Below are 23037 nucleotides of genomic sequence, written 5' to 3'. Positions count from 1 at the left end.
TGTCATCCGCCGACATTCCGAGACGAGCCCGCTCTCCCGACGCTAGCTCCCCTCGTGGCTCAGCGCCTGAAACTTGATCTCATCGACCCGCGAAAGCACGAACTGCAGCAACGGAGAGCGGTTCGTCTCGTTGTAGCCGATCACCAGATCGACCATCGGCGGCGCGCCCTGGATTGGGCGGGAGACGATGGTTTTCGGGATCAAGTTCTGCGCATAGAGCGGAAGCAGGCTGATGCCCCCGGTGGAGGCGATCAGTGAAACAGCCATCGCCAGATTTTCGGCCTGGTGCGCTGCCTCGATCGCCAGCCCGTGACGCTTGAAGAAGTCCTCGATCGCCGCGCGCAGCGTTGGCGCCCTTGCCAGGGAGACCCCGATGTAGGTCTGTCCCATCAGATCCTTCGGACGCACCGCGGAGCGTGCCGCAAGCGGATGATCTCGTGGCATCATGGCCAGAATCGGATCATGGCGGAGCAACTTGAACTGAAGACCCGCCGCACTCTTCTCCGGACGCATGAACGCAAGGTCGATCTTGCCCCGCGTGAGTGCCGCAGCGAGCTCAGGAGAGTCCTCGCTACGGATCGTGATTTCCGTGCTGGGCAGCTTGCCGCGCAGGATATTCATGACCGCCGGAAGCCAGTCCATCTCGTAGCCAGTGAGAAACCCGATCGAGAACGCCGATTTCGCCGGCTGGGCGGCACGCCTCGCGGCTTCCGCGGCGGCCTCGACCTGCAGCAGAGCCACCCGCGCGTGGTCGAGAAAGACGCGCCCCGACGGCGTCAGTTCGATGCCGCGCGGTCCGCGCACGAACAACTGCACGCCAAGCTCCAGTTCGAGATCGTGGATCTGACGGCTCAATGATGGCTGCGCGGTGTGCAGGCGCTTTTCGGCTGCAACCGAGAAGCTGCCCTCTTCGGCCACGGCGACGAAGTAACGAAGGTGCCGGAACTCCATAGCTATCCCTCGAAAGTATAGCTTCGACCTTACGAAGTCTTTCTCAAGGAAGCCAGCCCCAACTAGATCTCCTGTCACTGAAGCCATGCCGACGCAAACGCCTCCGAGGCCCCGCTGCGGACGGGTTGGCGAACCAGGCCGATCAAGCATATCGGCCGCACCAATTGGAGAGTGACATGAGCAAACCCGTTGTCCTGATTACAGGTGCCCTTACCGGTATCGGCCGCGCCACCGCGCTCGCCTTCGCCCGCGAGGGCGCCAGCTTGGTCGTTTCTGGGCGCCACGACGATGCAGGCCGCGAGCTGACCGCTGAACTCCGCTCGCACGGCGTCGAAGCCGAATTCGTCCGCGCCGATGTCCGGCGCGAGAGCGACGTTTCGGCACTGATCGAGCAGACGATCAAGCGGTTCGGCCGGATCGACGTGGCAGTCAACAACGCCGGCACCGAAGGCGTGCCCGGCCCGCTGACCGAGCAAACCGCCGAGAGCTACGCGGCGACGTTCGATACCAACGTCCTCGGTGTCCTCCTGTCGATGAAGCACGAGCTCCGGGTCATGCAGCCACAAGGCTCCGGCAGCATCGTGAACATCTCGTCGACCATGGGCAGCCGCGGCGCACCGAACGCTTCGCTCTACGTCGCCAGCAAGCATGCTGTCGAAGGCTTGACCAAATCCGCCGCGCTGGAGGCCGCAGCTTTCGGCGTGCGCGTCAACGCCATCGCACCGGGTCCGATCGAGACCGCGATGCTCGACCGATTCACGGGCTCCGCCGATCGCAAGGCCGGGCTGGTCGCCGGAATTCCGCTGAAGCGAGCCGGACGCCCCGAGGAGCTTGCGGACGCCATCGTGTTCGCGGCCTCGAGCAAGGCATCGTTCATCACCGGCCAGATCATCAGCGTCAACGGCGGCAAGACCGCCGCTTGACCAACCCCGACGACAATCCAATCAGGAGAAAAATCATGACCAACCTCATCAGCCGAACTGCTCTCGTCACCGGAGCTTCCCGCGGTATCGGCCGCGCCACCGCCCGCGCACTCGCTCTCGCCGGCGCCCGCGTCATCGTTCACTACGGCAATTCGGCCGAGGATGCGCATTCCCTGGTCGCGGAGATTCGCGAAGCCGGTGGGCAGGCAGACGCCGTCGGCGCCGATTTGTCCGCATCCGATGGCGCGCAGAGGCTCGCCGCCGAGGTGCGCAAGCTCGTCGTCGGCCAACTCGACATTCTCGTCGCCAACGCGGGAATTGCGGTACCTGCCACCATCGAGGCGCAGACCGTCGAGGATTTCGATCGCATGTTCGCGGTCAACGTCCGCGCGCCGTTCTTCCTGGTGCAGCAGTTGCTCCCCATATTGGGCGACGGCTCCAGCATCGTGATGACGTCGTCATTGGCCGCGCGGGCCGCTGTCGGGCAGTTGTCGGCGTATTCCGCCACCAAGGGCGCGATCGACACGATGGTGAAGCACTTCGCCTCGCTCCTTGGACCGCGCGGCATCCGCGTCAATGCCATGGCACCGGGCATCATCGACACCGACATGTCGGAATTCGCCAAGACGGATGAAGGCCGCGATTACGCGCTCAAGATGCAAGCCCTGCAACGGATCGGTCATGCCGACGACGTCGCCGACGCGGTGACCTTTCTCGCTTCGAATTCCGCCCGCTGGGTCACCGGCGACACCATCCAGGTCGGCGGCGGCTCAAAGCTTTGACTGCGGGAGATCCACCATGAAGCTCTATCAGTCCTCGGCCTCGCCCAACTCGCGCCGCGTCCGGATCTATCTCGCCGAGAAAGGCATCACGATGCCCTTGGTGCCGGTCGATCTCGCCTCGCGCGAACAGTTCTCCGACGCCTACGCGGCAATCAATCCGCGGCGCGTCGTACCCGCCCTCATGCTGGACGATGGGACAGCCATAGCGGAAGTACCGGCGATCATCCGCTATCTCGAAGAGACGCATCCGAACCCGCCGTTACTCGGAGGTTCGCCGAAGGAGAAAGCGACCGTCACCATGTGGGAGCGCCGTATGGAGCTGGAGGGTTTCGCTCCCGTCATGGAGGCCGTGCGCAACGGAGCCCCCGGCCTCAAGGGGCGGGCGATCGCAGGTCCTCATGGCTACGACCAGATCCCTGAACTGGTGGTCCGTGGCCATCGCCGGATCGCTGATTTCTACGGCGATCTCGAGGCACGGCTATCCGAAACGGCGTTCGTTGCGGGTGACACGTTCAGTATCGCCGACATCACAGCGATCGTCGCGATCGATTTCGCTGGCAAGGCCCTCGGATTATCCACGCCGGAAAAACACGGGCCGACGCGCCGATGGTACAATTCCATCGCTTCGCGCCCCAGCATGACCGCCTAGGCATCGAGCGCGATCAGATACCCTGCGATCGATTGGCGGTTCTGGTGCAATGAGAACGTTGCTGTCACTTCCGCCCGCTTGTAGCAGAAATGAGAGCTTACGCCGCCGCTTCGATCCCAACCACGTCGATGCCGTCGACGCGGCCGCGGATCGGCAAGGTGCCGAGATCGCTCACCGGAAATGGCGGCGGCGCGGCGAAGCGCGCCATCGCCGCACGCGAGGCGAGAAAGCCACCATCGACCTTGCGGCTCAGCTCCTCCAGCCGGGCTGCGGTGTTCATGACGTCGCCGTTGAACACGATCGCGCGCTTGATGTCGCCGATCTCGCCGACGATCACCGGACCGAAATGCAGGCTGCCCCGGATCTGCGGCACCGCGCCGAACTCGCGCTCGAACTGCGGCGCCGCCTTTTGCAGTGCGCGGCGCATTGCCACGAAGCAGAGCAGCGGCCGGCAATCGACCGCGCCGTGCCCCTCCGGCCAGGTCACGATGATCTCGTCGCCGATGTAATTGAGCACCTCACCGCGATAATCGACCACGGACTGCGTCAGCAGGCGGAAGGTGCGGTCGAGGAAGCGATGGATGCCGATGCCGCCGAGCCGCTCGGCAAGCCCGGTCGACCCCGCGATATCGACGAACAGCACGAAGCGGTCTTCCTCGACCGGGGTGTGATAGCGCCCGGTGACGAAGTTCATGAAGGCGCGCGGGCCGATCAGATTGGCGATCGCGAAGCCCAGGTTGATCAGCACCGAGACGCCTGCGGAGTAGGCGAAGCCCCACCAGAAATCTCCAAACGAGGCCCCCCACGGTATCCCCGCAATGCGCTCGCCTGGGTGCAACAGCTGGATGCCGATGATGATGGCGGCGTAGACCGCGCTGCGCACCGCCAGGTTGGCGAGAAAGGACAGGCGGCTGAGCCAGTCCCAATCCTCGAGCACGAACAGTTCGACCGTCCCGATGATTGCGCCGAGCAGGAAACCGTAGACGGCACCGGTGATCAAAGGTCCCGTTCCGCTGCCATGGGTGAGGCCAACCGCGATCCCGGACAGGGTGCCAACCACGATCACGGCGGCAAGACGGTGCAGCTTCCGCTCGAGCCTGGCGCTAACGCGGAGGAGCTGTTCGTGGGAGCTCGCCAGATCGACCATTTGCCATCTTCCTCCCCTCGTCGTTGCGAGATGCGAAGCGATGAGGCTTCAAGGATTGCTTCGCTTCGCTCGCAATGAGGATGGTGCTGCTTTATCCCGCCCCCTGATCGAATGCCTTGCGCAGCGCGACATAGCCCGCCTGCTGCTGGCTCCAATTGCGGCCGCCGGTGATGGCGCCGTCGACCACGAGGTCATGGCCGTTGATGAAGCTCGACTCGTCGCTCGCCAGGAACACCGCGGCATGCGCGATGTCGTCGGGCAGGCCCGCGCGCGGGATCGGCTGCGCCGCCTTGTAGACCTCGCGCATCACGGCCGGGGTCTGCTCTGCCGCTTCGGTCGACAGCCCGAGCGCCTTGCCGAAAATGCCGGTCGCAATCGCGCCGGGCGAGATCGAGTTGACGCGAATGCCGGACTCGCCGAGCTCCATCGCCACGCATTTTGTGAAGTGAATCACCGCGGCCTTCGCGGCGCCATACACCATCGACGAGGAGAAGCCGGCGAGCCGGCCGGCGATGCTGCCGTTGTTGATGATGCTGCCGGACCCCTGCTGGCGCATGATCGGCGCGACATGCTTCATGCCGAGCATGACGCTGCGCACCAGGGTTGCCATCGCGGCGTCGAACCGCTCGACGTCGAGGCCCTCAATGCCGCCGGTCTGCGCCGGACCGCCGGCATTGTTGAACAGGCAGTCGATCCGGCCGAACTTCTCGACTGCAAGCCCGATCAGCGCCTGCATCTGCTCCTCAACTGTGACGTCGGTCTGGCGAAACACGCAAGGCTCGCCGAGCCGGCGCGCCAGGGCCTCGCCCTCCGGCGCGCGGCGCCCGGCGATCACGATCCTCGCGCCCTCCGCGACAAAGATCTCGGCCGTGCGCAACCCGATGCCGCTCGTCGCGCCGGTGATCACCGCGACCTTGCCGTCCAGCCGTCCCATACCGATACCCCCTTGACGTTTGATGTTGCGGATATTCCTCAGCCGCTCCCGCCAACGCAAGCACAGGTGCGGTTAACGGCCAGCGAGGTCCATCTGTGGCCAAAAGGCCACAACTGCGGTTTTTCGGTCGCAGCGGCCTTATTTTGGATCGCCTGTTCACGTGAACTGGCGCGACCGATGGCGAAATGGATCGACGATTTCAGGGCGGTTTGGCGAGGCGATACGCAGCCATCGCTGCTGCATGCGGCGGCCTTCGCCGTGTTCTGTCTCGTTTTGGCCACGGCCGCGCGCTTCGGGCTCGCCCAGATCAGACCCGACGTGTTCTTCACGCCCTATTTCCCGGCGGTGTTCTTCGCCACCGCCTTTGGCGGCTTCCGGATCGGGATCGCGACCGCGCTGGCCAGCGGCCTGCTCGGCGTGCTGCTCAATTTCAGCAGCGGGCACGCCGATCCAGCGCGCTTTGCGCTGCTGATGATCTTCTGGGTGGTGTGCGGCATCGCGATCTGGGGGGTGGAGCACTACCGTTCCCTGGTCGCGCAGCAGCGCGAAGTTTCCAAGCGGCTGATCGAGGAGGAGCAGTACCGCAAGATCGTGGTCGACGAATTGCAGCACCGGCTGAAGAACAAATCCTCGACCATTCATGCCGTGTTGCATCAGGCGCTGCAGGACCGGCCCGACGTCTGGCAGCGCATCGACCATCGCATCCGCGCGCTCGCGGCGACCGACGACCTGATCGCGCGGGTCGATGGCTATGGCTGCGATATCAAGGATTTGCTGCGCTCGGAGCTCGGCCCCTACGGCCATGTGCGATTCAATCTGAATGGCGAGCAATTATTCCTGCCCGCCAAGCTCGCCGTTTCGCTGGCGCTGATCTTCCATGAGCTCGCAACCAACGCTGGAAAATACGGCGCCTTCTCCTCGCCGCGCGGATTTCTGCAGGTGTCATGGACGGTGGACGACGGGCGTCTCAACGTGATCTGGGACGAAACCGAGGGACCGGTGGTCGAGGTCATCGGCGAAGCCGGCTTCGGCACCAAGCTGTTGAAGTCGGCGCTGCGACCCTTCGACGGCAAGACCGAGATCAGTTACCTGAAGACCGGCGTTCACTGCATCATGCAGTGCAATCTCCCCAACTGTTGATAAGTCTGCTTTTCGGTACACGCGCTTTATTTGCGCGCGCCGATGCAACCGCGCGCGCCGCAATCGCTTTCACCGGCGCCCGATGCCGACATTGATACTCTGTTAATGACGATTGCCGCGACGGCTTGCGAAAGCAGCCCGGGTCTCTTTCTGTCACGGCATTTAGCAAGTCCGCTTAACCAAAACTACAACGGACTTTGCCAAGGTCGGCGCATGCATAGTTTCACCAAAAACGATTTTCAGGCGGGCACAGCAGGTACCGGTCAGGACGACATTTTCAGCAATGAATTGCGCATCCTGCGCGATCTTCTCCAGCTGCTGCCGGCGGGCGTCACCGTTCAGGACGAGCAGGGCCAGTTCATCCTGGTCAACGAAGCGGCGGCGAGCCAGTTGCAGCTGGCCGCCGGCGCGAGCCAGCCATCGCCGGGCGACGAACGCCACGCCGCCAATCTGGACCTGTTGCGCAGCGGCCGTCCGGTGGTGCTCGAGGAGGTCCTCGCCTGCGGCGCATCAAAATACGTGTTCCTCACCTCGCATCGGCCGGTGCAGATCGCCGGCCGCAATCTCCTGATCTCGACCTCGACCGACATCAGCGAGCAGAAGGCGTTCGAGGACCAGCTGTTCCGCTCCGCCTACTACGACGAGCTGACCGGCCTGCCGACGCGGCGGGTGATCGAGCATCGCGTCAACGGCCTGATCCGCGACGCCTCGCAGAGCCAATTCGCGCTCGCCTTCCTCGACGTCGACAACTTCAAGCACATCAACGACTATTACGGCCATGCGATCGGCGATGCGCTGCTGGTCGAGCTGTCCAAGCGGCTCGGCCACGCGCTGCGCGAGACCGATATCCTGTCGCGGATCTCCGGCGACGAATTCCTGCTGCTGCTGAACCCGATCAGCAGCAATGACGAGGTTGCCGAATTCATCCATGTCATGCAGGAACGGCTGAAGGCGCCGTTCTTCATCGAGGACTCCGAGATCTTCGCCTCGACCTCGATCGGCGTCAGCCTCTACCCGGTGCATGGCCGGAGCTACGAGGCGTTGCGCCAGAACGCCGACATCGCGATGTATCGCGTCAAGAACAGCGGCAAGGGGGCGACCGCGTTCTTCGACAACAGCATGGAGCGCGAGGCGCTGGCGCGGATGAAGATCGAGCAGTCGCTGCGGCTGGCGATCCTGGAAAAGCGCTTCTGCTGCGCATTCCAGCCCAAGGTCGATATCCGCTCCCAGGAGATCAAGGGCATCGAGGCGCTGGTGCGGCTGCGCGACGACGAGGGCGTGATCCAGGCGCCGGGCACCTTCATCAACCTCGCCGTGGAGCTCGGCCTGATCGACGAGCTGACGTTTCTGGTGCTGGCGGAGATCGTCAAGTCGATCGACCTGATCAACGACACGTTCGGCCCCACGGCGACGATCAGCATCAATGTCGCCGCCAAGCAGGCCTCCAACCTCGAGTTCATGCGCCGCTTCGCGAGTGCGATCGAGGAGACCGGCTTTCCGAAGCGATTCATGATCGAGGTGACCGAGGACGCGTTCGTGACCCGGTCGCATTTCCAGGACCAGATCGTGCCGATCCTGCGCGGCATCGGCGTCGGCATCTCGATCGACGATTTCGGCATCGGCTATTCGTCGCTGTCGGCGCTCGCCGACATCACCGCCGACGAGATCAAGATCGATCGCTCCTTCATCACCGACATCCACAAGCGGCCGCGCAGCCAGGGCATCCTGCGCGCGATCGAATCGCTGAGCGAGGCGCTCGGCATGACCGTGATCGCCGAGGGCATCGAATCCTACGAGGAGCTCACCTATCTGCAGGCGGCGACCAAGATCCGCTACGCCCAGGGCTTCTACTTCGCCAAGCCGATCTTCCTCGAGGACCTGAAGCCCGCGACGCCGGTCACCAGCGAGACTCGCGCCAGCATGGCGGCACGCCCGGCCCAGGAAGGCCGTCAGGGCTATTCCCGCGCCAGCGGTTTTCGGCGGTAGGGCAGATCAGGGGCATCGCGACGGGACTGCATTCCCTTCTCCGCAACTGACGTGCCCGCGTCGTCATGGCCAGGCTATCGAACGAGCCCGACAGCCGGATGCGATAGCGTGTCGCAGGGCGCGCGCTGCCAAAATATCGAAAACAACCCCATGCAAAGTAGCCGGCGGTTGCCGGCGTTCGATATGGCAGCTTGACTCGTCGGGCAACTCAGCGGCATTCTTCCATTATTCCGAAATTGTACAAACTCCCCCTCCGAGGCGGATTTCTCGTGTCCTGCCCGGCGGCGCGAGCTTAGTCGCGATCAAAGGAGATGCAACGCGGCGAGCCCGCGCTCCGCCCATACCTACCGCCACGCCCGACATCGGCCTATATTGGAGGCGTCGGAAGCGGCGCGAAGGTGTCAGCCATGCAGCCTGTGTCTATCCTCCTCAACATCCTCTGGATCCTGATCGGCGGCGCCTGGATGGCGTTCGGCTGGCTGATCGCCGCCGTCATCATGGCGGTGACCATTATCGGGCTGCCCTGGGCGCGGGCGGCGTTCAACATCGCGGTCTACACGCTGCTGCCGTTCGGCTCGCGTGCGGTGCGCCGCGACGAAGTCACCGGCATGTCCGATATCGGAACCGGACCACTCGGCGTGATCGGCAATCTGATCTGGTTCATCCTGGCCGGCTGGTGGCTTGCGATCGGCCACGTGATCACCGCCATCCTGCTGGCGGCGACCATCATCGGCATCCCCTTCGCCTGGGCGCATCTCAAGCTTGCCGGCATCGCGCTGTGGCCGATCGGCAAGGTGATCGTGCCGGCTTGAGGCGACCACATCGCGATCAGCGGGCTTTCGCGCGAGCTCTAAAGCATGATCCGGAAATCTGCGAAGCGGTCTTCCGAAAAGATCATGCTCAAACAAGGAGCTAAAGCGCGATGACGATTCAACCTGATCTCGGTGCGCTTTAGCGCGCGGCCTCGCAGCCGGGGATGTCGAACACCGCAGTCAGGCCGCAGGGCGAGTTGAGCATCTTGCCACCCTGGTGGCCGACGCCGGGCACGTCCCACACGCTGTGGTTCGGGGTGCCGTTGTCGCGGGCCTGCATCGCCGCGACATAGGAATGCCCGCGCGCGTAGCGATACGGCCCTTCGGCCTCCGCCATGCAGGATTTGTCGAGCGCGGGATGATTGGGGTTGGTGTCGAGCGTTCCCAAAAGATAGATCACGCGGCGTGCGACATAAGCCTGCTCGAGCGCCGCCGGTGTCGGCTCGGCGAGATAGGGCGGACGGTCGTCCATGCCGAACTTCCAGCTGTTGTAGCCTTCACACGTCGCCGCGATCGCCGGCTCCGGCCGCTGCTTGGTGAAATAGGCATAGGAGGACGGATTGGCGACCACGTAGCGCACGCCGATGCCCTCGCGCAGCAGCACCTGATCGCCCTTCACCGCGATCGCATAGCGCTGCACCACCTGGCCGCCGCCGGAATGCCCGAACACGACGACCTGCTTCAGGTTCGGAAACAGCTTGCGGTCGCCGAGTTTTGTCAGGATGGCGTCGAGCGCCTCGAACGAGCTCACAGGACCCGGCGCGACCGCGGGCTCACCGCCCTGCCAGCCATAGAGGCTCCAGCGCAGCGTCTCCGGCGGCAGCTTGAACGCGTCGACGTCGGGCTCGATCAGGAATTGCGGCGCGATCATCAGCGTGCTCTTGCCGATCTCGCCGGCCGCGGCCTGCGCGCTCAGCGCGGCGCGGAAATAGTCGTCGGCATTGCGCAGCACCCCATGCAGCACCAGCACTGCGCGGGTGACGTCCGGCAGCGGATTGGACCAGTCGGCCGAGAGGTAGACCGGGAACGTCGCGCTGCCGACGGCAATGCGACCGCTCGCGATCTCCTTGACCGGCTTCTTGTCACGCTCGATCTGCGCCTGCGTTGCCGATGCGATCGGCGCGTGAGCCGCCGTCACGGCGAGCAGCGCCAGTGCCGCAAGCCAGGCTCGATGGTGCATGGTTCAAACTCCGTTGGCGCCGCGAGGCGCGAGATCAGGCCAGATCATTGCCGGTTGGAATCCGAATTGCGCGTGAATTTTTGGAAATCTTCCTCGCATATTCGGACTGCATCTTACGCCGCGAGCCGCCCGCGATTGTTGGCGGCAAGGATCGGCCGGATCAGGCGGCCGAACCGCTCGGCCTCCTCGTCGTGCAGATAGCCGGACAGGCAGAAGGAGTGACAGCCGGCGTCGATGAACTGCTGCAGGGTCGCGGCGCATTGTTCGGGATTGCCGACCACGGCGATGCCGGCGCCGGGTCGCACCTTGGTGATCCCGGTCCACAGATGCGGCATCAGCAGGTCGCCATAGTCGCGGGCGAGCTGCTGCACGCGCTGGTTGGCCTCGGACCTGACATAGAGCGTCTTCATCTCCTGCTTCTGCCGCTCGGTGGCGTGGCGCACCAGCTGGTCGGCCGCCTCCCAGGCATCGGCCTCGTTCGCGCGGCAGATCACCTGCAGCCGCATGCCGAAGCCGATCGCGTCGCCGCGGTCATGCGCCTGCGCCATCCGCCTGATCTCGGCGATGTTGTCCGCGATCCGCTCCGGCAGGTCGCCCCAGAACAGATGGACGTCGGAGTGCTTCGCCGACACCTCCCAGGCCTGCCGCGAGCCGCCGCCGAGATAGAATCTTGGAAACGGCTGCTGCAGCGGACGCGGGCGGATATGCGCGCCCGAGATGGTGTGAAACCTGCCCTGGAAGTTCACCGGACCACGCGTGGTCCACAGCGCCTTGAGGATCGAGACCTCCTCGTCCATCAGCGCGTAGCGTTCCTCCTTGGCGTAGCGGACGCCTTCGGCCTCGACCTCGCTCTCGTTCTGGCCGGCGATCAAATTGATGCAGATCCGCCCGCCCGACATCTGGTCGAAGGTCGAGATCATCTTGGCCATCAGCACCGGGTTGATATAGCCGGGCCTTGCCGCGATCAGCGGCTTGATCCGCGCCGAGCGCGCCGCCATGAAGGCGCCGGAGATCCAGGCCTCCCAGCACACCGAGCCGACCGGGATCAGAAGATACTCGAACCCGGCATCCTCGGCCGCCTTGACCACGCGCTCGCTGAGTTCCGCCGACCCCGCGACCTGCGCCTCCATCAGCCCATAGGCCGTGGTGTCGCCATGCGTGGGCAGATACCAGCCGAATTCCAGCGGACGCATGGGCAAACTCCCTCGAAAGACGGCCTTTTCGGAAGACCTGTCATATTGGCGCAGGCAGTTTACAGCCGTTAACGGGCCGGACAACGCCGTTGCCGACCCGGAGCCAATCAGCTAAATGGTGGCCTGCACGCACCCGTAGCTCAGCTGGATAGAGCGTTGCCCTCCGAAGGCAAAGGTCACACGTTCGAATCGTGTCGGGTGCGCCACGTCGTTTTTTCTACGCGCATCGTTGTCCGGCCATGGTGCCGGCCGACCTGCCGGTTTCCGGCAGACCGGCCTCGCCTCAATGATGCGCCGACACGCTCTTCATGCATTGGGACATGAGATCGGCACCGGCAAAGTGGCCGACATCGCCGAGGCTGATCATGCCGACCATGCGTTTGCTCTTGTTGATGACAGGCAGCCTGCGGATCTTCAGCGTTTCCATGTGATGCACCGCCTTCGCCAGGTCATCGTCTTCCCGGCAACAGTGGATGCCTTCGGTCATCACATCGCGCGCTGTGGTGCGCGCAGGGTTGAAGTTCTTGCTGGCAAGACCTTTGCAGACGAGGTCGCGATCAGTCACCATCCCGATCAGACGATCGTCTTGCCCGATCGGAATGCAGCCGACGTCGTGCCCTTGCATCAATTTTGCGATTTCGGTGATCGGGGTATCGGGGCTGACCCAGTCGACACCCTTGTGCATCACTTCCTTGACTTTCATGGAGGACCTCCCTTGCGAGGCAGCAGCCCCCTCAAAACAGAACATAAGTCCTGCTGCAGGACACTGCAATTCAATCGCTAGTTCGGCCGCCGCGCCAGGTCCAGGTTCCGGGCCTTGTCCAGATTGCGGGCCCCGGCCAGCGCCGTCGCGCCGGGCAAGACGGCCGACGCTAGGTCGGCCTCGGTGAAATCGGCGCCGGCGAGATTGGCGCCGGAGAGGTCGGCTCCCGCAAGGTCAGCCTTGCTGAGGTTGCAGTTCGCCAGATTGGCGTTCTGCAACTGCGCGAATTCGAGATCGGCGCGCGCGAGATTGGCGCCGCTCAGATCCGCGTTGCGGAGATCGGCGGATTTGAGCACGCCCCGCATCAGACCCATCGACTGGTTGCGCATATCGGCGCTCAAATCCGCGCCGGCGAGCTTGGCCCCGACCAGGCTGGCACCGGATAGATCGGCGGTGATGCGAGCGCCGCTCAAATCGGCGCCGCCAAGCCTGGCGCGCTGCATCTGCGTGCCGAGCAGCGACGCCTTGACGAAAGACGCCCCCGTCAGATCTGCGTCGATGAGCCAGGCCTGATTCAGCTTGGCCTGATCGAAGCGTGCGGCTTTCAGATCGGTCCGGTTGAGCTTCACAAGATGAAGATTGCCGCCGGAAAAGTCGAGGCCCGAGAGATCGAGGCGCGACAGCCGCTTTCCGTCCAAATCCACGGTGTGTCGGTCTCCTTGAGGCGCGGCCTTGAGGAGCGCGTCGACTTCGGCGCGTGTCATCTCCGACGTCGTCATGTCGGGACTGTCGAGGTCAACGCTGCGCAACATGTCCTGCGACACGGCGGCAATCGGATTAGCGAGCAGCGCCGCCATCGATACAAAAGCAAACGCGAGACGAAACCGCATCGCCGTCTCTCCGCCCTTAAGGTATCGCCTCTCGCATCTTCGCGCCGGCCGCGCCTTGGAGGTGCGCTTCCGGCATCATAGTATGAAACGAGATCACGATCCGGGCAATGCTCGTGGCCGTTTCGCGCGCAGGAACGGGACCTGGCAGCGCGACAACGCGCCGATGCGAACCGGCCGCGCTTCTCAGCCTCGGCTCAGCAATTGCCAGGTCGATGTGGCATGCGCAATCGCCTCGCCGGCCGCGGTGGATGCCTGCGATTGCAGGAAGAAGGTCTTGCGGCCGCGCTTGAGGAAGGTCGCGTGACAGGTCACGCGCCCTTCGCGGACCGCGGCGAGGTACTGCACCTTCATCTCGAGCGTGGTGCCGGGCCCCGCGACGTGGTTGACGAGATGCCCCATCGAGATGTCGAGCGCGGTCGCCAGAACGCCGCCGTGCAAGGTGCCTTGCGGGTTGAACATGGGCTTCTCGACGTCGAAGGAGACGATGCACGCCTCGCCCTGGTAGGCGATCTCAAGGCCGAAGAAGCGCGACAGGAAGAACGAGCCGAATTCCTGCCGCTCGTCTTCGACGGCGCGGCGCATCATCTGCTCGGCGATATCTCTCATGGCGACACTCACTTGATGCTCACTTGATGCTCACTTGGGCGATCGCACGAAGATCCGTCCAAAGTCTCCGAACGCGCCGTCGCGGGCGAATCTCTCCAGCCGATCGTCGGTCCAGCCGCGCCATTCCGCAAGCACCTCGCGCGTGTGTTCGCCGAGCATCGGCGGCGACGTGGAAGGCGCCGGCGGTTCGTCGCCGAACCGTGTCGGCCGGGCAATGAATCTCACATCTCCCGCAGCGGCATGGCGGACGGTCTGCACCATGCCGCGCTGCGTGAGTTGCGGCGTCTCGCAGACTTCGCCGACCGATTTGATCGCGCCACAGGGAATGCCGGCCGCGCCCAGCGCCTGCAGCCAATCGGCGCAGCTCCTGCGGGCGAAGATGGGAGCGAGGACCGCGATGAGTTCGTTCCGGCTCGCCGCACGCTGCGGGGCGGTTTCGAAACGCGCATCATCGCGCAGATCCGGCCGGTCGATGACGTCGCAAAAGGCCGCCCAGAACTTGTCGTTCGCGACCCCGACATTGATCCAGCCGTCACGCGCCTCGAACGGTTCGTACGGGCTGATGGTCGGATGGACGTTGCCCCGGCGCCTCGGGCTTTCTCCCGTGGCGAAGTAGATGCCGGCGTTGAAGGTCAGCAGCGACGCCATCGCGTCGAGCATGGAGACGTCGACCCGACCGCCCTCGCCGGTGCGGCTCTTCCGCATCAAGGCGGCAAGCACCGAATGCGACGCATACAAGCCGGTGACGAGATCGGCGATCGAGGTGCCGACCTTGGTCGGCGGCCCCTTGGGATCACCGGTGATGTCCATCACGCCGGATTCGCCCTGCAGGATCAGATCGTAGCCCGGACGCAAGGCATCCGCACCGGTGCGGCCGAATCCCGAGATGCTGCACAGGATGATGTCGCCCTTGCGGGCCCGCAGCGCGTTGAAGCCGAGGCCCCATTTGTCGAGCGTGCCCGGGCGGAAGTTCTCCATTACGACATCGGCGGCGGATGCAAGATCGAGCACCGCATCGCGCCCCGCCGGCGACTTCAGATCGATGGCGCAACTGCGCTTGTTGCGGTTCACCGACAGGAAATACGCGCTCTCGCCGCCGATGAAGGGCGGCCCGTAGCGGCGGCTTTCGTCGCCTTGCCTGGGATCCTCGATCTTGACGATGTCGGCGCCGAGATCGCCGAGTTGCATCGTGGCGAATGGACCGGAGACCACCCGGCAGAGGTCGAGAACCCTGATGCCCGACAGCGGCTCGCGATCAGACGATCGCATCGGCGAGGTCCTTCATCGACGGCACCAGGATGTCGGGCTGGTGCGGCGTGATGCCGAACGGGCGGCTGCGCCGGTCGATGAAGGCCGTCCGCATGCCGGCGGACTTGGCGCCGATGCAGTCGAAGGCGTGATTGGCCACGAACAGCACCTGATCGGGCTTCACGCCCATGATCTCGGCCGCCTTGGTGTAGGTCGCGACATGCGGCTTGAACGAATTGGCCTCGGCCACCGAGATCACGCGATCGAACGGCACCTTGTGGTACTGCTTCGCGGTCTCGAGCATGTCCGGATCGCCGTTCGAGAGCACGACCAGCTTGTATTTGGCCTGCAGCCGCGCCAGTGCCTCCGGCACCTCCGGAAACGGCACCAGCTTCTCGATCTCGCCGACGAGGTAACGCACCTCGTCGGTCGTGTAGTCGATCCTGGCGCGGTCCATCACGTGGGCCACCGCGCGATGCCCGATCTCGCGATAGGGCGTGTGCTCGCGATGCAGCAGCGCATCGATCATCGAGTTCTCGAAATGGGTGCGACGCCACCAGGTGACGAAGGAATTCGGATCGCCCTTCCAGCCCTTCTTCTGAAGGAACGGCGTCGCGATTTTGGTCAGGCCGTCCTGCATGTCGACGACCGTGCCGTACTGGTCGAACATGCAGATCTTCACGTCGCGCTTGATGGTCTCAAAGCTCATTGATGCCTCCTAGGTTCAGCTCGACTGATACGCCTCGCATCGCCATCGATGAAATGGATTTGCGATCTCTCGATATTCACGATATGAATGACGGCATGAATCTCCGATCCATCGACCTCAACCTGCTCGTCGCGTTGGACGCACTGCTGACCGAGCGGCATGTCACCAAGGCGGCCGACCGCGTCGGCCTCAGTCAACCGGCGATGAGCAACGCGCTCAACCGGCTGCGCGCGATGTTCGAGGACGAGCTGCTGGTGCGGACGACGAGCGGCATGAAGCCGACGCCGCGCGCCACCGAACTGGCGGAGCCGCTGCGCCAGGTGCTGCGTCAGGTCGAGCGGGTGATGGCGAGCGATGCGGGCTTCGATCCGGGCCGGACCGAACGCAGCTTCACGATCAGGATGTCGGACATTCTCGCCTGCCTGCTGCTGCCGCGACTTGCCGCTGCGCGGCCGCCGCAAGCGCGGATCTCCTACAACATCATCCACCTGCCACCCGCCCTGACGATCGATGCGCTGGAGCGGGACGAGATCGACGTTGCTGTCAGCATGGGGCTCGAACATTCCGCATCGATCCGGTCCGAGACGCTGCTGCGCGACCGCATGGTCTGCCTGATGCGGAGCGGTCACCCGATCAAGCGCGGACGGCTGACTTTCGAACGCTTCATCGCGCAGGACCACATGAAGGTCTCGATGAGCCCGACCGACCTTCGCTTCGTCGACGACGTGCTCGCCGAACGCGGTCACCATAGACGCATCACGCTGAATGTGCCGCATTGGCTGGTCGTACCTCACGTCTTGAAGAGCACCGATCTGCTCGCGGTGATGCCGCGGCATCTCGCCGCAGTGCTGATGGACGACGGTCTGCGGATGGAGGAACTGCCGTTCGAATCCGCGCCGTTCGACTGGATGTTGTACTGGCATCGCAGATACGATCAGAGCCATGCCAACGGCTGGCTGCGCGATCGGATCAAGGCATCGTGCTCCGATCTGCGCTAGGCACCGATGTCCGCCGGCCTCCTCGCCATCGACGCGTGACTTGCTGCCTCGCCGTCTGGGACGGCCGAGGCGTCCTCCAGTGAGCGCCCCTTGGTCTCAAATCCGAACATCAGAAAGACTACGGCCTGGAAGACGAGGATGCCGGCCAGCGTCGTCAGCACGCCGGTCAACCCCTGCCAGGCGAAGATCGCGACCACGACGTACTGGACCAATGCGGTCGCGATCCGCCCCGACGTGGCGCAGATCGCGGTCCCGCGAAGCCGGTAGCGCGTCGGGAAAAGTTCCGGGACGTGCATCGCGAACCCGGTCGCCAGCATGACGTAGATCGCGGTGACCAGCAGGAAGCCCACGGTTGCGAGCGCGACACCATCCGGCATGGTGGGGTAGGCGATGCCGAGCACGGCTGCCGCGATCGACGAGCCGACGATCGAGAGCCGGCGCCCGAGCCGGTCCGCCAGCACGAGCCCGATCAGCGATCCGACCGGACCGCCCAGCGCCATCACGCTGGTGTAGCCCAGCGAGGAGACCACGCTGTGGCCGCCCTTGACCATGAAGGTCGGCAGCCAGCCGATGAACCCGTAGAGGCTGAAGCCGACGACGATGTGCAGCAGGCTGCCGAGCAAGGTGCGCGCAAGATATGGCGGCTGGAACAGGCGCCAGACCGCACCGGGCGATTCCTGCACCGGCGCGCCGGCGACGACGGGAGCCAGCGTTGTGTTGCGCGCGGCCTCCGCTTCGATCGCCGACAGAATCGCCTCCGCCTGGTCGCCGCGCCCGTTGGCGGCGAGCCAGCGCGGCGATTCCGGCATCGACTTGCGCAGGAACCAGACGATCATCGCCAGTATCCCGACGAGGCCGAACATGTAACGCCAGCCGAGCGTCGGGATCACCCACAGGCCGATCATGGACGACGCGAACAGCGAGAAGTTGGTGATCACGGCCAAAAGCCCGATCCAGCGTCCACGCGAGGCGGCCGGCACGAACTCCGTCAAGGTCGCATAGCCGACCACGATCTCGGCGCCGAGCCCGATGCCGATGACGAAGCGCAGGCCGATCAGCACCGTCATGCTGGGCGCGAAGGCCGCGGCGATCGACGCGAGGCCGAAGATCGCAAGATTCATCTGATAGGAGAAGCGGCGGCCGAAGCGGTCGCCAAGGATGCCGGAGAACCAGGCGCCGATCGTCATTCCGACAAAGGTCGCGGAGACGAACGCGGCGTTGAGCTCGAGTGTCGACCAGCCTTCCCTGAGCACCGCGCCGAGCACGCCGCCGGCCAGATAGATGTCGAATGCATCGAGAAACATGCCGGCGCCGATCAGGGCCAGGATGCGCCAATGGAATCGGCAGATCGGCAGCCGGTCGAGGCGCGCGCCCGCGTTGATATCGATGTCGGCGGATCGCGCCATTCAAACCTCCCTGCCCGGCCTCGTGCGGGCCGGATGTTCCGATGATCGATTGATGACGCGCAGGGGGGCATCGTCCAATTCAAATCGAAAATTCGACTATTCGGCGCAGTGATGAAGCGGGCGAGAGCGAAGCGCTCGCGTCTCGTGCTGTCTATATCCGAACTGCGAGTCGTCGTGATTTGCGTTCCATCCTGACACCGAGCTGACGCGCATTCGCTGTCGTTAACGCATTCATCGACGCGCGACCGCGAAATCATGGTGTCGGCACAAACATTCACAACGGGTTCATGTCGCGGCCACTATTCACTCCAACGCTGGGGGAAGAAGATTGGAGTATCTGCCATGCGCCGCATCGCTGGACTGCCTTTCGCCTTAGCTCTCAGCCTCTGCTGTCTCTCTCCACCCGCGCCAGCGCGCGCGCAGCTTGCCATCGGCATCAGCATCAGCGTCGATGCAGCACCGCCGCCCCTGCCTGTCTACGAGCAGCCGCCAATCCCTGGCGACGGCTACATCTGGACTCCCGGCTATTGGGCGTGGAGCGACGATACCGGTTACTACTGGGTTCCCGGCACATGGGTGCTGCCGCCCGCGCCTGAATTGCTATGGACACCCGGCTACTGGGCCTGGAACGATGGCGTCTACGCCTTCCACGCCGGTTATTGGGGAGCGACCGTCGGCTTCTACGGCGGCATCTCTTATGGCTTCGGCTACACCGGCGTCGGCTATGAGGGCGGCTACTGGCGCGGCGGCAACTTCTTCTACAACCGCTCCGTCAACAACATCTCGAATGTCTCCGTCACCAACGTCTACAACAAGACCGTCATCAACAACACGACCAACATCAGCTACAACGGCGGCACCGGCGGCATCACGGCGAGACCAACGCCGCAGCAGCTCGCCGCCGCGAACGAGCACCATGTGGCTGCGACCGCCGAGCAGACCCGGCACGCGGAAGCGGCGATGAAGGATCCGGCGCTGACGCTCGCCAACAACCACGGTCATCCGGCGGTCGCCGCGACCGCGCACGCAGCACATTTCAGCGGCGCGGGCGTGATCGCCGCGCACCCGGGCAAGCCGATCGCGGCGCCGCCGCCGCATCATGCGCAATCCGCGACAAGCCATGCTCCGCAGACCGGAAATGCCGTGCCGCCAGGACACGCTCTGCCGAGCGGAAACGCGCTGCCGCCCACACATGCAACGCCGACGGGGCACGCTCTGCCGACCGGAAGCGCGCTACCGCCGGCACACGCGTCGACAACGGGACACGCCTTGCCTGCGGCAAGCGCTTCGCCGGCTGCACATGCACCGCCGACCGGACACGCTCCGCCTGTCGCCGCCCACCATCCCGCTCCGGCACCGCACGTCGCAGCGCCAGCCGCGCATGCGCCGAGACCGCAGATCGCACAGCACGCGCCGCCTGCGCCACGCCCGGCTGCGCATCCGCCGGCGTCGCGCGTCGCGCACGCGGCTGTGCATCGTGCTCCGCCGCCGCCCCGGCGTCCGCCGCCACCGCATGTGTCGCGGCCCGCACCGCGGCCGCATCCTGCGCCCCACCCGCAGCATCCCGCAGCAAGGCCGGCGCCACACAGGCACGCGTGATCCAGCCTATCGGCGTGCCCCAACGGCACGCCGATTTTTTATGAGAACCGATCGCGTGCAGGACGGCACGCGATGCAAATCGTCAGTCACGGGCTCAGGCCAGCTCGTCGGCTGCATCGGCAATCGCGGCATAAATCTCAACGAGGTCCGCCTCCGTCACGCAGTAGGGCGGCATCAGGTAGATCGTGTTGCCGAGCGGGCGCAGCAGCAGGTTTCGACGCGTGAAGAAGGCCTGAAGTTTCGGACCGATGCCGGCGAGATAGCCTGCATCGCTGGCCTTCAGGTCAAGCGCGGTGATGGTGCCCGTGCGGCGGACGTTCTCGAAGCGGGCGTCGGCGCGGAATGGTGCGATCAGCCGCTCCTGCATCGCTGCGAGAGATGTGGCACGTTCGCCCGCGCCGTGTTGCCACAGCTCGAGGTTCGCCCTTGCCGCGGCGCAGGCGACCGGATTCGCCGTGTAGGAGCTGGAATGGAAGAAGGTTCGCGAACGATCGCTGGAATAGTGCGCATCGTAGATCTCGGCACGGCAGAGCGTCACTGCGAGCGGCAGCGATCCACCGGTGAGGCCCTTCGAATAGCAGGCGATGTCCGGCGTGACGTCGGCCTGCTCGCACGCGAACAAGGTGCCGGTGCGGCCCCAGCCGGTCATCACCTCATCGGCAATGAACAGCACGTCATGGGCTTCGCAGATGCGCTTCATTTCCTTCAGCACCCAGGGCGGATACATCAGCATCCCGCCCGCGCCCAGGATCAGCGGCTCGACGATGAACGCCGCCGCGGTTTTCTCGTTGCATGCGGCTTCGAGCGCATCGAGTGTCGCCTGCTCGTGGCCGGCCGCGGGAAACGGGATTGATGCCACGTCGAACAGCAGCGGCTCGTACGCCTTGTTGAAGACGCCGCGGGCGCCGACCGACATCGTCCCCACGGTGTCGCCGTGGTAGGAATGCTGCATGACGATGATCCGCGTGCGCGGCACGCCGATATTGTGCCAATAGCCGAGCGCCATCTTCAGCCCGACTTCCACGCTGGTCGAACCGGAGTCGGAGAAGAATACATAGTCGAGGCCAGGCGGCGCCAGCTTCACGAGCTGCGCGGCAACCGCTTCCGCCGGATCGTGGGTATGGCCGGCAAAGATGATCTGGTTGAGCTGTTCGGCCTGGTTCTGGATCGCGCGCACGATATGCGGATGGCAATGGCCGTGGGTCACGACCCACCAGGACGCGATCGCATCGATGATGCGGCGGTCATCCGCGGTGTAGAGATAGGCACCCTCCCCGCGCACGATCCTGGTCATCCGGTCGTGCAGCGCGTGCTGGGTGAAGGGGTGCCAGATCGGCGATCTCTGAGCTGATATCATAGATTGAAATCGTCGCGCTGGAACGAGGCGTTGAAAGCCGCCCGCAGCGTGTCTGCCGTGAGCGGAGACAGCCATGGCAACCGGCCGAGCCGGCGCACTTGCCCGAACGCGCAGATGGCGCGCTCGCTCTCGGGATTGCTCTCACCGATGAAGGCGATTCCGAGGATGTCGATCCGACGCCTGCGCAACGCTTCGACCGACAGCAGCGAGTGATTGATGGTGCCAAGTGCGGTGCGGGCGCACAGCACGACCGGCAGCCGCCATCGCTCGAACATGTCCATATAGAGCGTGTCGTCATTGAGCGGCACCATCAGCCCGCCTGCGCCCTCGATCACCAGCGGCCGTCCCCGCGTGTCGGGCACGTCGAGCGCGGCAGGATCGATGCGCACGCCGTCGATCGCGGCGGATTGATGCGGCGACGCCGGCGTCCGAAGGCGATAGCGCTCCGGCACGATGCGATCGGCCGCAAGGCCCGCAAGCCGCGCCACGAGTTGTGCGTCGGTCTCTTCCTCAAGGCCGGACTGGACCGGCTTCCAATAGCTCGCACCCAAGAAGCCGGCGAGGGCCGCGGAGAAGATCGTCTTTCCGATCCCGGTATCGGTGCCGGTCACCACGATCCGGCTGATCATTGCGCCCAGCCCTGCGTCTCCGCGACGAGCGCATCGAGCAGCGCGCGCACGTCGTCCTCGTCGACATTAAGGGTCAGCGCAATACGCAGCCGCGCGGTGCCCGCCGGCACGGTCGGCGGCCGGATGCCCCTGATATCGAAGCCGCGCGCTTGCAGCGCCGAGGCAAGCCGCATCGCGCGCGCATTGTCGCCGACGATATAGGGCACGATCTGCGAACGCGACGGACTGCGCCAGCCACGCCGATCGAGCTCGCGATGCGTGAACGCGACCAGTTCTGCGAGCCGTTGCTGACGCTCGGGCTCCTCTCGCAGGATCAGCAGCGCCTCGCGCACGGCGACGGCCACAAGCGGCGATGGCGCGGTGGCGAAGATGAACGGGCGGCAGCGGTTGACCATGAAGTCGCGCAGCACCGTAGAGGCCGTGACCAGCGCACCGGCGGCGCCCAGCGCCTTGCCGCAAGTATGCACGATCACGAGATTCTCGCGTCCCTCATAGCGCGCGGTCAGACCGCGGCCCTGTTCGCCGTAGACGCCGGTGCCGTGCGCTTCGTCCACCATCAGGAATGCGTCGTGCCGTTCGGCGATCGCAACGAGCTCGTCGAGCGGCGCGGCATCACCGTCCATGCTGTAGACGCTTTCGACCACGATCCAGACCCGGCCCGTTCCACCCTCGGCGCGCCAGCCGCGAATGGTGTCCTCAACCGACTGCGGATCATTGTGCGCGCTGAACCGGAACGCGGCCCGGCCGGCCCGTGCACCTTCGTGAATGCTGGCGTGCACCAGCGAATCGAGGACGAGCAGGTCGCCGCGCTGCGGCAGCGTCGTCAGCACAGCGAAGTTGGCAACATAGCCGCCGCCGAAGAACAGCGCGGTCTCGGCGCGAAAGAACGCTGCGGCCTCGGCCTCCAGCCGTTCGTGCTCCACGCAATTGCCGCGCAGCAGCCGCGAGCCGCCAGCGCCGATCGGCGTGCCGGCCTCGAGCGCGGCCAGGACGGCCTGCTTCATGCGCGGCGCGCTCGCCAGTGCCAGATAGTCGTTCGATACGAAATCGATGCCCGCACGCGGCTTGAGACCGCGCAGCCGATCGTCCTTGCTCAGGGCGTGCAAGGCCGCGGCGTAATCAGCGGCGTTGGCCGCATGGATTGCGCTCATGCTTCACTCTCAGGATGATGGTTGGTCGCGCGGCGAGTGTCGCC

Annotated in this window: 22 protein-coding genes and 1 tRNA gene; 9 read left to right on the top strand and 14 right to left on the bottom strand. The window is 64.9% G+C overall.

All coding sequences use genetic code 11. The features are described from left to right. Positions 1-42: 42 nt before the first annotated feature. A complete protein-coding gene (locus AKN83_RS32505) occupies positions 43-951 on the bottom strand; it encodes a LysR family transcriptional regulator (RefSeq protein ID WP_050402185.1) in 909 nt (302 codons plus the stop codon). Positions 952-1127: 176 nt separating this feature from the next. On the opposite strand from AKN83_RS32505, the gene AKN83_RS32500 reads away from it, so the two are divergent. Genes AKN83_RS32500 through AKN83_RS32490 form a run of 3 tightly spaced genes read left to right on the top strand, consistent with a single transcriptional unit; the run spans position 1128 to position 3305 of the window. Beyond that, entirely contained in the window at positions 1128-1874 is a 747-nt protein-coding gene (locus AKN83_RS32500; protein WP_050402186.1) for an SDR family NAD(P)-dependent oxidoreductase, read from the top strand. Between the two features lie 35 nt (positions 1875-1909). Next, positions 1910-2656, top strand: a complete 747-nt coding sequence (locus AKN83_RS32495) for an SDR family oxidoreductase (protein ID WP_050402187.1) — start codon at positions 1910-1912, stop codon at positions 2654-2656. Between the two features lie 16 nt (positions 2657-2672). Beyond that, positions 2673-3305, top strand: coding sequence for a glutathione S-transferase family protein (locus AKN83_RS32490; RefSeq protein ID WP_050402188.1), 633 nt, complete (start codon positions 2673-2675; stop codon positions 3303-3305). Positions 3306-3402: 97 nt separating this feature from the next. Here the strand turns inward: AKN83_RS32490 and AKN83_RS32485 are convergent, their stop codons facing one another. Both AKN83_RS32485 and AKN83_RS32480 read right to left on the bottom strand, forming a co-directional pair. Further along, positions 3403-4452, bottom strand: coding sequence for an adenylate/guanylate cyclase domain-containing protein (locus AKN83_RS32485; protein WP_050402189.1), 1050 nt, complete (start codon positions 4450-4452; stop codon positions 3403-3405). A 91-nt stretch (positions 4453-4543) separates the two neighbouring features. Further along, entirely contained in the window at positions 4544-5386 is an 843-nt protein-coding gene (locus AKN83_RS32480; protein ID WP_050402190.1) for an SDR family NAD(P)-dependent oxidoreductase, read from the bottom strand. 177 nt (positions 5387-5563) lie between these two features. On the opposite strand from AKN83_RS32480, the gene AKN83_RS32475 reads away from it, so the two are divergent. From AKN83_RS32475 to AKN83_RS32465, 3 genes are all read left to right on the top strand, one after another. After that, positions 5564-6526 carry a sensor histidine kinase gene (locus AKN83_RS32475; protein ID WP_050402191.1) on the top strand — a complete coding sequence of 321 codons (963 nt, stop codon included), beginning with the start codon at positions 5564-5566 and terminating at the stop codon, positions 6524-6526. 213 nt (positions 6527-6739) lie between these two features. Continuing rightward, a complete protein-coding gene (locus tag AKN83_RS32470; protein ID WP_050402192.1) occupies positions 6740-8512 on the top strand; it encodes a putative bifunctional diguanylate cyclase/phosphodiesterase in 1773 nt (590 codons plus the stop codon). Positions 8513-8919: 407 nt separating this feature from the next. Continuing rightward, on the top strand, positions 8920-9324 hold the full coding sequence (locus tag AKN83_RS32465) for a YccF domain-containing protein (RefSeq protein ID WP_050402193.1): 405 nt from the start codon (positions 8920-8922) through the stop codon (positions 9322-9324). A 139-nt stretch (positions 9325-9463) separates the two neighbouring features. Here the strand turns inward: AKN83_RS32465 and AKN83_RS32460 are convergent, their stop codons facing one another. Both AKN83_RS32460 and AKN83_RS32455 read right to left on the bottom strand, forming a co-directional pair. Continuing rightward, on the bottom strand, positions 9464-10504 hold the full coding sequence (locus tag AKN83_RS32460) for an alpha/beta fold hydrolase (protein WP_050402194.1): 1041 nt from the start codon (positions 10502-10504) through the stop codon (positions 9464-9466). A gap of 113 nt (positions 10505-10617) precedes the next feature. Then, positions 10618-11697 carry an LLM class flavin-dependent oxidoreductase gene (locus AKN83_RS32455; protein WP_050402195.1) on the bottom strand — a complete coding sequence of 360 codons (1080 nt, stop codon included), beginning with the start codon at positions 11695-11697 and terminating at the stop codon, positions 10618-10620. Between the two features lie 129 nt (positions 11698-11826). On the opposite strand from AKN83_RS32455, the gene AKN83_RS32450 reads away from it, so the two are divergent. Beyond that, positions 11827-11903: transfer RNA gene (locus AKN83_RS32450), tRNA-Arg, on the top strand. Positions 11904-11980: 77 nt separating this feature from the next. Here the strand turns inward: AKN83_RS32450 and AKN83_RS32445 are convergent. The 5 genes from AKN83_RS32445 to AKN83_RS32425 all read right to left on the bottom strand — a co-directional run bounded on the left by AKN83_RS32445 (position 11981) and on the right by AKN83_RS32425 (position 15853). Then, entirely contained in the window at positions 11981-12400 is a 420-nt protein-coding gene (locus AKN83_RS32445; RefSeq protein WP_050402196.1) for a CBS domain-containing protein, read from the bottom strand. Between the two features lie 77 nt (positions 12401-12477). After that, positions 12478-13290, bottom strand: coding sequence for a pentapeptide repeat-containing protein (locus AKN83_RS32440; RefSeq protein ID WP_050402197.1), 813 nt, complete (start codon positions 13288-13290; stop codon positions 12478-12480). 183 nt (positions 13291-13473) lie between these two features. Beyond that, positions 13474-13896, bottom strand: a complete 423-nt coding sequence (locus tag AKN83_RS32435) for a PaaI family thioesterase (protein WP_063695636.1) — start codon at positions 13894-13896, stop codon at positions 13474-13476. 30 nt (positions 13897-13926) lie between these two features. Further along, positions 13927-15165, bottom strand: coding sequence for a CaiB/BaiF CoA transferase family protein (locus AKN83_RS32430; protein ID WP_050402198.1), 1239 nt, complete (start codon positions 15163-15165; stop codon positions 13927-13929). Further along, complete coding sequence (locus AKN83_RS32425; RefSeq protein WP_050402199.1) at positions 15152-15853, bottom strand: haloacid dehalogenase type II; 702 nt, start codon at positions 15851-15853, stop codon at positions 15152-15154. Before AKN83_RS32425 ends, AKN83_RS32430 begins: the two co-directional genes overlap by 14 nt. Positions 15854-15948: 95 nt before the next feature. On the opposite strand from AKN83_RS32425, the gene AKN83_RS32420 reads away from it, so the two are divergent. After that, positions 15949-16851 (top strand): LysR family transcriptional regulator, encoded by a 903-nt coding sequence (locus tag AKN83_RS32420; RefSeq protein WP_050402220.1) that lies wholly within the window; start codon positions 15949-15951, stop codon positions 16849-16851. On the opposite strand, the gene AKN83_RS32415 is transcribed toward AKN83_RS32420, so the two are convergent. After that, on the bottom strand, positions 16848-18257 hold the full coding sequence (locus AKN83_RS32415) for an MFS transporter (protein WP_050402200.1): 1410 nt from the start codon (positions 18255-18257) through the stop codon (positions 16848-16850). The two genes, AKN83_RS32420 and AKN83_RS32415, sit on opposite strands and share 4 nt — an antisense overlap. Positions 18258-18599: 342 nt before the next feature. Here AKN83_RS32415 and AKN83_RS40960 point away from each other — a divergent pair, with 342 nt between their 5' ends. After that, on the top strand, positions 18600-19856 hold the full coding sequence (locus AKN83_RS40960; protein ID WP_050402201.1) for a YXWGXW repeat-containing protein: 1257 nt from the start codon (positions 18600-18602) through the stop codon (positions 19854-19856). A gap of 94 nt (positions 19857-19950) precedes the next feature. Here the strand turns inward: AKN83_RS40960 and AKN83_RS32405 are convergent, their stop codons facing one another. Genes AKN83_RS32405 through AKN83_RS32395 form a run of 3 tightly spaced genes read right to left on the bottom strand, consistent with a single transcriptional unit; the run spans position 19951 to position 22993 of the window. Then, positions 19951-21213, bottom strand: a complete 1263-nt coding sequence (locus AKN83_RS32405) for an adenosylmethionine--8-amino-7-oxononanoate transaminase (protein ID WP_050402202.1) — start codon at positions 21211-21213, stop codon at positions 19951-19953. Beyond that, positions 21210-21842, bottom strand: coding sequence for a dethiobiotin synthase (bioD, locus tag AKN83_RS32400; RefSeq protein ID WP_050402203.1), 633 nt, complete (start codon positions 21840-21842; stop codon positions 21210-21212). The genes AKN83_RS32405 and bioD overlap by 4 nt, the downstream gene beginning before the upstream one ends. After that, positions 21839-22993 (bottom strand): 8-amino-7-oxononanoate synthase, encoded by a 1155-nt coding sequence (locus AKN83_RS32395; RefSeq protein WP_050402204.1) that lies wholly within the window; start codon positions 22991-22993, stop codon positions 21839-21841. Before AKN83_RS32395 ends, bioD begins: the two co-directional genes overlap by 4 nt. Positions 22994-23037 lie beyond the last annotated feature (44 nt).

This window comes from Bradyrhizobium embrapense (genome assembly GCF_001189235.2).
In the GTDB taxonomy this organism is placed as follows: Bacteria; Pseudomonadota; Alphaproteobacteria; order Rhizobiales; family Xanthobacteraceae; genus Bradyrhizobium; species Bradyrhizobium embrapense.
This window is presented reverse-complemented; position numbering and strand designations above follow the sequence as displayed.